At 60.2% G+C, this 11,947-nt stretch carries 12 protein-coding genes; 6 read left to right on the forward strand and 6 right to left on the reverse strand.

Translation table 11 applies throughout. From position 1 onward, the window contains the following. Positions 1–140: 140 nt before the first annotated feature. Entirely contained in the window at positions 141–629 is a 489-nt protein-coding gene (locus ACI77D_RS08580; RefSeq protein WP_003176896.1) for an Lrp/AsnC ligand binding domain-containing protein, read from the forward strand. Between the two features lie 37 nt (positions 630–666). Here ACI77D_RS08580 and ACI77D_RS08585 read toward each other — a convergent pair whose 3' ends face one another. Next, on the reverse strand, positions 667–1,020 hold the full coding sequence (locus ACI77D_RS08585) for a YkgJ family cysteine cluster protein (protein ID WP_053258651.1): 354 nt from the start codon (positions 1,018–1,020) through the stop codon (positions 667–669). Between the two features lie 115 nt (positions 1,021–1,135). Here ACI77D_RS08585 and ACI77D_RS08590 point away from each other — a divergent pair, with 115 nt between their 5' ends. After that, on the forward strand, positions 1,136–2,428 hold the full coding sequence (locus tag ACI77D_RS08590; RefSeq protein WP_221295897.1) for an FAD-binding oxidoreductase: 1,293 nt from the start codon (positions 1,136–1,138) through the stop codon (positions 2,426–2,428). On the opposite strand, the gene ACI77D_RS08595 is transcribed toward ACI77D_RS08590, so the two are convergent. After that, entirely contained in the window at positions 2,429–2,653 is a 225-nt protein-coding gene (locus ACI77D_RS08595; protein ID WP_064454713.1) for a DUF1127 domain-containing protein, read from the reverse strand. A gap of 166 nt (positions 2,654–2,819) precedes the next feature. Between ACI77D_RS08595 and ACI77D_RS08600 the strand changes: the two genes are divergently transcribed. Both ACI77D_RS08600 and ACI77D_RS08605 read left to right on the forward strand, forming a co-directional pair. Further along, the gene (locus ACI77D_RS08600; protein WP_407016387.1) at positions 2,820–4,244 is read left to right on the forward strand and encodes a PLP-dependent aminotransferase family protein; all 1,425 of its coding nucleotides are present in this window, start codon (positions 2,820–2,822) and stop codon (positions 4,242–4,244) included. A gap of 62 nt (positions 4,245–4,306) precedes the next feature. Then, positions 4,307–5,875 (forward strand): phospholipase D family protein, encoded by a 1,569-nt coding sequence (locus tag ACI77D_RS08605; RefSeq protein WP_407016388.1) that lies wholly within the window; start codon positions 4,307–4,309, stop codon positions 5,873–5,875. Between the two features lie 122 nt (positions 5,876–5,997). Here the strand turns inward: ACI77D_RS08605 and ACI77D_RS08610 are convergent, their stop codons facing one another. After that, complete coding sequence (locus ACI77D_RS08610) at positions 5,998–7,140, reverse strand: MFS transporter (RefSeq protein WP_262666562.1); 1,143 nt, start codon at positions 7,138–7,140, stop codon at positions 5,998–6,000. Between the two features lie 179 nt (positions 7,141–7,319). Beyond that, the gene (locus tag ACI77D_RS08615; RefSeq protein WP_407016389.1) at positions 7,320–8,813 is read right to left on the reverse strand and encodes an aldehyde dehydrogenase; all 1,494 of its coding nucleotides are present in this window, start codon (positions 8,811–8,813) and stop codon (positions 7,320–7,322) included. A 230-nt stretch (positions 8,814–9,043) separates the two neighbouring features. Between ACI77D_RS08615 and ACI77D_RS08620 the strand changes: the two genes are divergently transcribed. Next, positions 9,044–9,406, forward strand: coding sequence for a cupin domain-containing protein (locus ACI77D_RS08620; RefSeq protein ID WP_110620468.1), 363 nt, complete (start codon positions 9,044–9,046; stop codon positions 9,404–9,406). Positions 9,407–9,477: 71 nt separating this feature from the next. On the opposite strand, the gene rpmG is transcribed toward ACI77D_RS08620, so the two are convergent. Together rpmG and rpmB are read right to left on the reverse strand one after the other, a co-directional pair. After that, positions 9,478–9,633, reverse strand: a complete 156-nt coding sequence (rpmG, locus tag ACI77D_RS08625) for a 50S ribosomal protein L33 (protein ID WP_003176906.1) — start codon at positions 9,631–9,633, stop codon at positions 9,478–9,480. Positions 9,634–9,644: 11 nt separating this feature from the next. Beyond that, the gene (gene rpmB / locus ACI77D_RS08630) at positions 9,645–9,878 is read right to left on the reverse strand and encodes a 50S ribosomal protein L28 (protein WP_003176907.1); all 234 of its coding nucleotides are present in this window, start codon (positions 9,876–9,878) and stop codon (positions 9,645–9,647) included. A gap of 459 nt (positions 9,879–10,337) precedes the next feature. Between rpmB and ACI77D_RS08635 the strand changes: the two genes are divergently transcribed. Continuing rightward, the gene (locus ACI77D_RS08635; RefSeq protein ID WP_407016390.1) at positions 10,338–11,930 is read left to right on the forward strand and encodes an ABC transporter substrate-binding protein; all 1,593 of its coding nucleotides are present in this window, start codon (positions 10,338–10,340) and stop codon (positions 11,928–11,930) included. The last annotated feature ends 17 nt before the right edge of the window (positions 11,931–11,947 follow it).

Genomic DNA, 11,947 nt, shown 5'->3' on the forward strand with positions numbered 1-11,947 from the left:
CGGGCTTAGCCGCTGACGTGTGTTATTCGAGCAATGATGGGCGCAGTATAAAAAGCAATCACCAGTGCATTTCACTATATAAATGCCTATATTTGGCGACAATTCTCGGCAAAAACCCTTTTCACAGAGGCGTATCCCCTATGCGTACCAACACCCAGACCAAACGGGAGCTGGACAAGATCGACCGCAATATCCTGCGCATCCTGCAAACCGACGGGCGCATTTCGTTCACCGAGTTGGGGGAAAAGGTCGGGCTGTCGACCACGCCGTGCACTGAGCGGGTTCGCCGCCTGGAGCGTGAAGGAATCATCATGGGGTACAACGCGCGGCTGAACCCGCAGCATTTGAAGGGAAGTTTGCTGGTATTTGTCGAGATCAGCCTCGATTACAAGTCCGGCGACACCTTTGAAGAGTTCCGCCGCGCCGTACTGAAACTGCCCCATGTGCTGGAGTGCCATCTGGTCTCAGGCGACTTTGACTACCTGGTGAAGGCACGGATTTCCGAGATGGCGTCGTACCGCAAACTGCTTGGCGATATCCTGCTCAAACTGCCCCACGTGCGCGAATCCAAGAGCTATATCGTGATGGAAGAAGTGAAAGAGAGCCTTAACTTGCCGATCCCGGATTAACGGACCCGACTCAGTCATTTTTGACCGAGTACATCCGCTAGACCAGCACTTGCCGGGTGCTGGCCATGTAGTCGTGGATCTGCTTTTCGACCCGTGGATGAATCAGTTCCACCGGCCCGCGCCCGTTGGGGCACGGCAAGGTCTTTGTGGTACCGAACAGGCGGCAGATCAGCGGACGCTCGTCATACACCGTGCAGCCATTCGGCCCAAGGTGCACACAGTTCAGCTCGTCCATGGCCGCGTCCTGCTCGGCAGCAGTCTTACGTGGCAGGCGCGACATTTCCTCGGGCGAGGTCGTCACCGGCCCACAGCAGTCGTGGCAACCGGGGACACACTCGAACGAAGGAATCTGTCGGCGCAGCGCGCTGATTTTCTGACTGTTGCAACTCATCGAAACACGTACCGAACGGCGAATAGGCGTGGATTCTGCCGCAAAAAGCACTGATGAGACAGCTTCGTCCGACCGCTGTATCCTGCGTCAAATTTTCCAAACAGGGATGCTCCCCATGACTGCCAGCGCCCGGCACACCACTTCCTACTACGCCGCCAGCAGCGTGCCGCAACCCGATTACCCGGCGCTGGCGGGCGAAGTGAGCGCCGATGTCTGCGTGATCGGCGGGGGCTATTCAGGGCTTAACACGGCGCTGGAGCTGGCCGAGCGCGGTTATAGCGTGGTGTTGCTGGAGGCGCGCAAGATCGGCTGGGGCGCCAGCGGCCGCAATGGCGGCCAGTTGATTCGCGGCGTCGGCCATGGCCTGGAGCAGTTCGCCAACGTGATTGGCACCGACGGCGTGCGCCAGATGAAGCTGATGGGCCTGGAAGCCGTGGAGATCGTGCGCGAGCGCGTCGAGCGCTATCAAATCCCCTGCGACCTGACCTGGGGTTACTGCGACCTGGCCAACCAACCTGACCATCTTCAAGGCTTCGCCGAAGACGCTGAAGAACTGCGCAGCCTGGGCTATCGCCATGAGGTGCGCCTGCTGCAAGCCAACGAAATGAGCAGCGTGATCGGTTCCGATCGTTATGTCGGCGGGATGATCGACATGGGCTCCGGCCATTTGCACCCGCTGAACCTGGCACTCGGCGAAGCGGCCGCCGCGCAGCAGCTGGGCGTGAAGCTGTTTGAGCAGTCCGAAGTTACACGCATCGACTACGGCCCCCAGGTCAACGTGCACACAGCCCTTGGCAACGTCCGCGCCAAGACCCTGGTGCTGGCCTGCAATGCCTACCTCAATGGTTTGAATCCACAGTTAAGCGGCAAAGTGCTGCCCGCCGGCAGCTACATCATTGCCACCGAACCGTTGAGTGCGGCCCAGGCCGCCAGCCTGCTGCCGCAGAACATGGCCGTCTGTGATCAACGGGTGACGGTGGATTACTTCCGGCTCAGTGCCGACAACCGCCTGTTGTTCGGCGGTGCCTGCCACTATTCCGGACGCGATCCTCAGGATATCGGCGCCTATATGCGCCCAAAGATGCTCAAGGTGTTCCCACAACTGGCTGACGTAAAGATCGACTACCAGTGGGGCGGCATGATCGGCATCGGCGCCAACCGTCTGCCGCAGATCGGCCGATTGGCCGATCAACCCAACGTGTATTACGCCCAGGCCTACGCGGGGCACGGCCTCAACGCCACGCACCTGGCCGGCAAGCTGCTGGCAGAAGCCATCAGTGGCCAGCAGCAGGGACGTTTCGATTTGTTCGCCCAGGTGCCGCACATCACCTTCCCCGGCGGCAAGCATCTGCGCTCGCCGCTGCTGGCACTGGGGATGCTTTGGCACCGATTCAAAGAATGGGTGTAATCAGTCACGCCAAAACGGTTTCAAACCTTCATGGCGCGCCTGCTCGGCGCTGAGCCCTATGTCGAGCAGTTGCTCGTGAGTCAGGCTCAGCAGGGCCTTGCGCGTGTGGCGACGGTGCCAGAAAAGACTCCAGCGGCCGCAGGTGGGCGTCGACATCGCCCGCTCCTGCCCCGCTTCCAACTCCTGACCGTGTAATGCCAACCGCACATCGCTCATGCCGCTCATTTTGCTGCCCCTCATTTGCCTGTTGCCATGAGTGACTAGCTTGAGCGCGCGAGCAAAACCATTACAGATTCAACCCACTCTTATTAAATCAATACAGATGCTGCCTTCAGGTGGCTGAATCCTGTATTTTCTGTGTATCTGTAATGGTCCCCCGGGAGCGACCGCCATGACTCTCTACGTCAATCTCGCCGAAGTGCTGGGCACTCGCATAGAGCAGGGCTTCTATCGCCCCGGCGATCGCTTGCCTTCCGTAAGGGCCTTGAGTGTGGAACACGGGGTCAGCCTGAGCACCGTTCAACAGGCCTATCGCCTGCTGGAAGATAACGGCCTGGCGATGCCCAAGCCCAAATCCGGCTACTTTGTGCCCGCCGGGCGCGAGCTGCCGGCCCTGCCCGAGGTCGGCCGCCCGGCGCAGCGACCGGTAGAAATCTCCCAGTGGGACCAGGTACTGGAACTGATTCGCGCAGTCCCCCGCAAAGATGTCATACAGATGGGCAGAGGCATGCCGGATGTATTGTCGCCTACCCTGAAACCCCTGCTGCGCAGTCTTGCAAGGATCAGTCGTCGCCAGGATATGCCCGGACTGTATTACGACAACATCTTTGGCTGTATGGAATTGCGCGAGCAGATCGCCCGTCTGTCTCTGGATTCCGGCTGCCAACTCAACGCCGAAGATATCGTCATCACTACGGGCTGCCATGAAGCGCTGTCCGCCAGTATTCATGCCATTTGCGAACCTGGGGATATCGTCGCAGTCGACTCGCCAAGCTTCCACGGTGCCATGCAAACCCTTAAGGGCCTGGGTATGAAGGCCCTGGAAATACCAACAGACCCGCTCACCGGCATCAGCCTCGAAGCACTGGAATTGGCCCTGGAACAGTGGCCGATCAAGGTCATCCAGCTGACACCAAACTGCAACAACCCCTTGGGCTACATCATGCCGGAAGCCCGCAAACGCGCGCTGCTGACCCTGGCCCAACGCTTTGATGTGGCGATCATCGAAGACGACGTGTATGGCGAACTGGCCTACAGCTACCCGCGCCCGCGCACGATCAAGTCCTTTGACGAAGATGGCCGCGTACTCCTTTGCAGCTCGTTCTCGAAAACCCTGGCGCCCGGTTTGCGCATCGGCTGGGTTGCACCGGGCCGCTACCTGGAGCGGGTGCTGCACATGAAATACATCAGCACTGGCTCCACGGCGACACAGCCGCAAATCGCCATTGCCGAATTCCTCAAAAACGGCCACTTCGAACCGCATTTGCGGCGGATGCGCGCACAATACCAGCGCAATCGCGACTTAATGTTCGATTGGGTCAGTCGCTATTTCCCGGCGGGTACACGGGCGAGCCGGCCACAGGGCAGTTTCATGCTGTGGGTCGAGCTGCCTGAAGGTTTCGACACCCTCAAGCTCAATCGCATGCTGGTGGAACAAGGCGTACAGGTGGCCGTGGGAAGTATCTTTTCCGCTTCCGGCAAGTACCGGAACTGCCTGCGCATGAATTACGCTGCCAAGCCAACCCCGCAGATCGAAGAAGCGGTGCGCAAGGTCGGCGCTGCGGCGATAAAAATGCTCGCCGAGACTGCAGACTGACCTTTCGCAGGAATTAGCCGTCATATGCCGACAATTGCCCTGACGTGGAAGCAGCGCCCTTGATGATTCGACGGCTTTTACCGTTTTTCCTGCTGGGCGCCGTGGCCCTGAGCGGCTGCGCGACGGTCAATGCACCGCGCACGCCCAGCGATGCGCTGCCCGCTGCGCAATCGTCATTCGGCCGCTCGATCCAGGCCCAGGCCGCGCCATATCAGGGACGCTCAGGCTTTCGCCTGCTGCCCAATAGCAGCGAAGCCTTCATGGCCCGCGCCGAATTGATCCGCAATGCCCAAAGCAGCCTCGACCTGCAGTACTACATCGTGCACGACGGCATCAGCACCCGCATGCTGGTGGATGAACTGCTCAAAGCCGCCGACCGTGGCGTGCGCATCCGCATCCTGCTGGACGACACCACCAGCGACGGCCTCGACCACGTCATCGCGACCCTCGCCGCCCACCCACAGATCCAGGTTCGCCTGTTCAACCCATTGCACCTTGGCCGCAGTACCGGCGTGACGCGGGCCATGGGGCGGTTGTTCAACCTGTCGCTCCAACACCGGCGCATGCACAACAAGCTGTGGCTGGCGGATAACAGTGTGGCCATTGTTGGCGGGCGCAACCTGGGTGACGAGTATTTCGACGCCGAGCCGAACCTGAACTTCACCGATATCGACATGCTCAGCGTCGGCCCGGTGGCTGAGCAGCTCGGACACAGCTTTGATCAGTACTGGAACAGCGCGCTGAGCAAACCGATTGATGACTTTGTTTCAAACAGCCCGTCCAAAGGCGACCTGGCCGCCGCACGCGTGCGCCTGCAAGACTCGCTGGCCGAATCTCGTCAGCAGAACCACGCGCTGTACAACCGCTTGCGCACCTACCAGACCCAGCCGCGCATGGACATCTGGCGCCGCGAGCTGATCTGGGCGTGGAACCAGGCATTGTGGGATGCGCCGAGCAAGGTGTTGGCCGAAGCTGACCCAGACCCCCGCTTGCTGCTCACTACCCAACTGGCGCCGGAGCTGAACGGCGTCAGCCGTGAGCTGATAATGATCTCGGCGTATTTCGTACCCGGGCAGCCCGGGCTGGTGTACCTCACCGGCCGTGCCGATGCAGGCGTGTCGGTAAGCCTGCTGACCAATTCTCTGGAGGCCACGGACGTGCCGGCCGTGCATGGCGGCTACGCGCCTTATCGCAAGGCTTTGCTGGAACACGGCGTGAAACTCTACGAGCTGCGCCGCCAGCCCGGCGACCCAAGCGGCGGCAGCGGCCCGCACCTGTTTCGCCGGGGCGCCTTCCACGGCTCGGACTCGAGCCTGCACAGCAAGGCGATGATCTTTGATCGGGAGAAGTCGTTTATTGGCTCGTTCAACTTCGACCCGCGCTCGGTGCTGTGGAACACCGAGGTCGGCGTGCTGGTGGACAGCCCCGAGCTGGCGGAGCACGTACGCAACCTAGCACTGCAAGGCATGTCGCCAGCCTTGAGCTACCAGGCGAAATTGCAGGACGGCCAGGTGGTATGGGTGACCGAGGACAATGGCCAATTGCACACGCTGAGCCGTGAACCCGGCAGCTGGTGGCGCAGGTTTAATGCCTGGTTCGCCACCTCAGTCGGATTGGAACGCATGCTCTAGGAACAATGAAGATCCCGTGTGGGAGCGGGCTTGCTCGCGAATGCGGTGGGTCAGTCAATATTTCCGTTAACTGACACACCGTATTCGCGAGCAAGCCCGTACACATTTGATCCCGTTTAAAATCAGGCGGGCTGCGCAACGCCAAATGCGCCCTGACGCAGCAACAAAACCACCAGCCCCAGCGCGCCGGCAGCCATCAACAACGGCAATGCATGCCCACTGATCCACTGGCTGCCCGCACCGGCCACCAGCGGCCCGATCAGGCAACCGATGCCCCACAACTGCGCCACGTGAGCGTTGGCGCGTACCAGCGCGTCGTCGCGATAGCGCTCGCCGATCAGGATCAGCGACAACGTGAACAACCCGCCGGCGCTGGCGCCGAAGATCACCCACACCGGCCAGATCAGCGGCGTGTGCAACAGCAGCGGAATCGCCAGGCTCGAGACCAGCAACAGCACCGCACAACTCAAGAACAGCGTGCGTCTCGGCAGGTAGTCAGCCAACGCGCCGATGGGCAATTGCAGCAGCGCATCGCCAACCACCACCGTGCTGACCATGGCCAAGGCGATCTCGGCGGTAAAGCCTTGTTGCAGGCAATACACCGGCAGCAGCGTCAGAATCATCGCCTCGAACGCAGCGAATAACGCCACCGCCCAGGCAATCGCGGGCAGGCTCAGGCAAAAACGCCATAGATCGCCGAAGGTGACACTGAAGGAATCGGCCGTTGGCGCGCCGGAACGCCCCAGCAACAGCAGCGGCGCGACCATCAGCAGGCCCACGCCCACCCAGAAACCGTAGTCATGGTCGGTGCCCAGCACGCCCAACAGCAGCGGGCCTGACAGTTGACTCAAGGCATAGCTGCAGCCATACAGCGCCACCAATCGGCCACGCCACTGCTCCACCACCAACTGGTTGATCCAGCTTTCGCCGAGGATAAACACGATGGTCAGGATCACCCCGATCATCAGTCGCAGCACCAGCCACACCGGATAGCTGGGCAGGACGGCCAGCAACCCGATGGACACCGCGCCGGCCCACAGGCACAGACGCATCAGGTTGGCGGTGCCGAGCCATGAGGCCATGCGACTGGAGACCTTCGCCCCCAGCAGCACGCCGAAGGCCGGCATGGCTGCCATCACACCAATGGCGAAACTGCCGTAGCCCCAGCCTTCGAGGCGCAGGGACACCAGCGGCATGCTGACGCCCAGGGCCAGGCCGACGCTGAGTACCGAAGCCAGGACGGCGAAATAAGTCGCCCAACGCATTTCCACGCTCCTGTGGATAATTTCCGAGGTTGCAAACGAACTGTAGGAGCGAGCTTATGTGGGAGCCGGGCTTGCCCGCGATAGCCGATGCTTCGGTGTGTCCGTCACACCTTGGCGCTGCTATCGCAGGCAGCCAGCTCACTCACAAGCTTGCTCCTACAGGGGATCAGCGGTGTTGCTTACAGCTTGATCCAGGTCGACTTCAACTCGGTGTACTTGTCGAACGCATGCAGCGACTTGTCGCGACCGTTACCCGACTGCTTGAAGCCACCAAATGGCGCGGTCATGTCACCACCATCGTATTGGTTGACCCACACGCTACCGGCGCGCAGGGCCTTGGCGGTCAGGTGCGCCTTGGAGATGTCCGCCGTCCATACCGCTGCGGCCAGGCCGTATTGGGTGTCGTTGGCGATGGCGATGGCTTCTTCGGCACTGTCGAAGGTGATTACCGACAGGACGGGGCCAAAAATCTCTTCCTGAGCGATCTTCATGGCGTTGGTCACACCGTCAAAAATCGTCGGTTCCACGTAGGTACCGCCGGTTTCTTCCAGCGTGCGCTTGCCGCCCGAGACCAGTTTGGCGCCGTCGGCGTGGCCGGCTTCGATGTACGACAGCACGGTGTTCATCTGCTGGGTGTCCACCAGTGCGCCGACGTTGGTCGCCGGGTCCAGCGGGTTGCCCGGCTTCCAGCCCTTGAGGGCCTCAATCACCAGCGGCAGGAAGGTGTCCTTGATCGAACGCTCCACCAGCAGGCGCGAACCGGCGGTGCACACTTCGCCCTGGTTGAAGGCGATGGCGCCAGCGGCGGATTCGGCAGCGGCTTGCAAATCCGGCGCATCGGCAAACACGATGTTCGGGCTCTTGCCGCCGGCTTCCAGCCACACGCGCTTCATGTTCGACTCGCCGGAGCGAATCAACAGTTGCTTGGCAATCTTGGTGGAACCGGTGAACACCAAGGTGTCGACGTCCATGTGCAGCGCCAACGCGTTGCCCACGGTGTGGCCGTAGCCCGGCAGCACGTTGAGCACGCCTTTTGGAATACCGGCCTCAACGGCCAAAGCCGCGATTCGGATGGCGGTCAGCGGGGATTTCTCAGACGGCTTGAGGATCACCGAGTTACCGGTGGACAGCGCCGGGCCGAGTTTCCAGCAGGCCATCATCAACGGGAAGTTCCACGGCACGATCGCGCCGACAACACCGACCGGCTCGCGGGTCACCAGACCCAGTTGATCATGCGGGGTGGCGGCAACTTCGTCGTAGATCTTGTCGATAGCCTCGCCGCTCCAGCTGAGCGCATTGGCTGCGCCAGGCACGTCAATTTCCAGGGAGTCGGTGATCGGCTTGCCCATGTCCAGGGTTTCAAGCAGCGCGAGCTCTTCGGCATTGGCCTTGAGCAACGCGGCGAAACGGATCATGGTGGATTTGCGTTTGGCTGGCGCCAGGCGCGACCAGACACCGGAGTTGAACGTGGCGCGGGCATTCTCGACGGCACGCTGGGCGTCGGCGACGTCACAGCTCGCAACGGTGGCCAGCAGGCGGCCATCGACCGGGCTGATGCATTCGAACGTGTCACCGGAAACAGCGGCGGTGTACTCGCCATTGATATAGGCGCGGCCTTCGATTTTCAGGTCCTTGGCGCGTTGTTCCCAGTCGGCACGGGTCAGGGTGGTCATGCGAGTGTCCTCCTCTTATTGAATACAAGGGCCAGGTGATGTCCCCCGGCAGCCTCAAAGAATTCTTGCCCGGCCAGCCTGCTGTTCGGCTCAAGGCAGCTGCCACCCTAAACCAGCGGCTGGGGATGTTTCAATATATTTGACATAACGGCGGTAAACGCCCTTGCGATGTTCATTTTAATAAACATAGACTTTGGGCTCACCAACCCCAGGCCAGACGGGACACGCACATGAGCATCCAGGACATCGTCGACTTCAGCCAAGCCAACACCGCCCCAGACCGCTACCGTCCGGCCGCCGAGAAAATCCTCAAGGGCGATCCCGAACAAACCATCTACAACCACTACAACAGTCCGTGCGGCCAGATGAGCGCGGGCGTGTGGGAAGGTGAAGTCGGACAGTGGAAGGTCAATTACACGGAGCATGAGTACTGCGAGATTGTGCAGGGTGTTTCCGTGTTGCGGGATGCCGACGGCAACGCCAAGACTTTGCGCGCCGGCGACCGCTTCGTGATCCCCGCCGGGTTCAGCGGCACCTGGGAAGTGCTGGAGCCGTGCCGCAAGATCTACGTGGTGTTCGAACAGAAAGCCTGATCAAGAAATCACAGGCAAAAAAAAGCCCGCATCGTGAGATACGGGCTTTTTTTCACAAGGAAGAAAATCAATTACTTGATTTTGCCTTCTTTGTAGATCACGTGCTTGCGAACGCGCGGGTCGAACATTTTCTTTTCGAGCTTGTCCGGGGTAGTACGCTTGTTCTTGTCGGTAGTGTAGAAGTGACCAGTACCGGCGCTAGAGATCATTCGAATCAATTCACGCATGATAAAGCTCCTTAGATCTTGCCAGCGGCGCGGATTTCGGCCAGCACGACAGTGATGCCACGCTTGTCGATGATACGCATGCCTTTGGCAGATACACGCAGGCGAACAAAACGTTTCTCTTCTTCAACCCAGAAGCGGTGATGCTGCAGGTTCGGCAGGAAACGACGACGGGTTTTGTTATTTGCGTGGGAAATGTTATTCCCAGTCACCGGACCCTTACCGGTAACTTGACAGACTCTCGACATGCCTCAGCCCTCTAAAACCACATGCCCAACCCGGCATGGGTTGGCCGCTTAATCTCTCAGTCATTTGGCGCCAGGCGCCGCGTTTCTTTAGGGTCTTACCGGCTACACCTACTAGCGAAGGAACCGGGCCCCTAGAAAAGAGCGCTGCTTTATACCAGAAAGACCCTAGTGCAACAACAGCCCGTGTGTTTTTACCGGCATAAATCTTGGCGACAGACGCCTGAACCGTTGCCAGGAGGGGCCGCTGTAACAGCCGACCGCTCGTCGCACAGAATGATTTACAGCGCCCCGCAGGCACAATGAAGTGCACGGCGAAACGCGCTGAGGCGCCATCAAAACAGCATTTGCGCCAAAAGCACAGGCAAAAATGGGCTAGTCATTTATCAAACAGACCACTACGGTAGGCTTTTTCCAGACTGCACTCGCAGATGGGCCTTCGATCTGCAAAGGAAACCGAATATGCGCCTCGCTGCCCTACCGCTATTGCTAGCCCCTCTATTTATCGCGCCGCTGGCCCAAGCCGCCACCAGTTTGAGCGTTTGCACCGAGGCCAGCCCCGAAGGGTTCGATGTGGTGCAGTACAACTCCCTGACCACCACCAATGCCTCGGCCGATGTACTGATGAATCGCCTGGTGGACTACGACGCCGTCAGCGGCAAGCTGGTGCCGAGCCTCGCAGACAGCTGGGAAGTGTCGCCGGATGGCCTGACCTATACCTTCAAGCTGCACCCGGGGGTTAAATTCCACCGTACCGACTATTTCACCCCGAGCCGCACCCTGACCGCCGAAGACGTGCGCTTCAGCTTTGAACGCATGCTCGACCCCGCCAACCCGTGGCACAAGATCGCCCAGAGCGGCTTCCCGCATGCGCAGTCTCTGCAACTGCCGACGCTGGTCAAGAAGATCGACGCCCTCGACCCGCTGACCGTGCGCTTCACCCTCGATCACGCCGACTCGACCTTCCTCGCCGCTCTCAGCATGGGCTTTGCCTCGATCTACCCGGCCGAGTACGCCGATAAACTGCTCAAGGCCGGTACGCCCGAAAAGCTCAACAGCCAACCGATCGGCACCGGACCGTTCGTTTTTGTGCGTTTCCAGAAAGATGCTGTCGTGCGTTACAAAGCCAACCCGGATTACTTCGCCGGCAAACCGGCTGTGGATAACTTGCTCTTCGCCATTACGCCGGATGCCAACGTGCGCCTGCAGAAACTGCACCGTGATGAGTGCCAGATCGCGCTGTCGCCCAAGCCGCTGGATGTGGGTGAAGCAGAGAAAGATCCCGCGCTCAAAGTAGAAAAAACACCAGCCTTCATGACCGCATTCGTTGCGATCAATAGCCAGCACCCGCCGCTGGACAAGCCCGAAGTGCGGCAGGCGATCAACCTGGCCTTCGACAAGAACAGCTACCTGAAAGCCGTATTTGAAGGCACCGCCGAACTAGCCAATGGCATTTACCCACCAAATACCTGGAGCTATGCCAAGGACTTGCCGGGTTATCCACAGGACATCGCCAAAGCCAAGGCGCTGTTGGACCGGGCCGGCCTCAAGAATGGTTTCAAGACCACCCTCTGGACTCGACCCACCGGAAGCCTGCTGAACCCCAACCCTAACCTGGGCGCACAGCTGTTGCAGGCGGACCTCGCCAAAATCGGCATCCAGGCAGAGATCCGTGTGATCGAGTGGGGCGAGCTGATTCGCCGCGCCAAAGCCGGTGAGCATGACCTGCTGTTCATGGGTTGGGCCGGCGATAACGGCGACCCGGATAACTTCCTGACCCCGCAATTCTCCTGCGCGGCAGTGAAATCCGGCACCAACTTCGCCCGCTACTGCGACCCAACCCTGGACAAACTGATCAGCGCCGGCAAGACCACCAGCGAGCAAGGTGTGCGCAGCAAGCTGTATCAACAGGCCCAGGCACAGATCCAGCAGCAGGCTTTATGGCTACCGCTTGCGCACCCTACGGCGTTCGCTCTGGCGCGCAAGAATGTCAAGGGATACCAGGTGAGCCCGTTTGGACGTCAGGACTTCTCCAAGGTCAGCGTCAAGCCTTGAAAACCTGCCCCGCCCTA

The sequence above is a fragment of the Pseudomonas sp. O39 genome (assembly GCF_045447295.1).
In the GTDB taxonomy this organism is placed as follows: domain Bacteria; phylum Pseudomonadota; class Gammaproteobacteria; order Pseudomonadales; family Pseudomonadaceae; genus Aquipseudomonas; species Aquipseudomonas antarctica_A.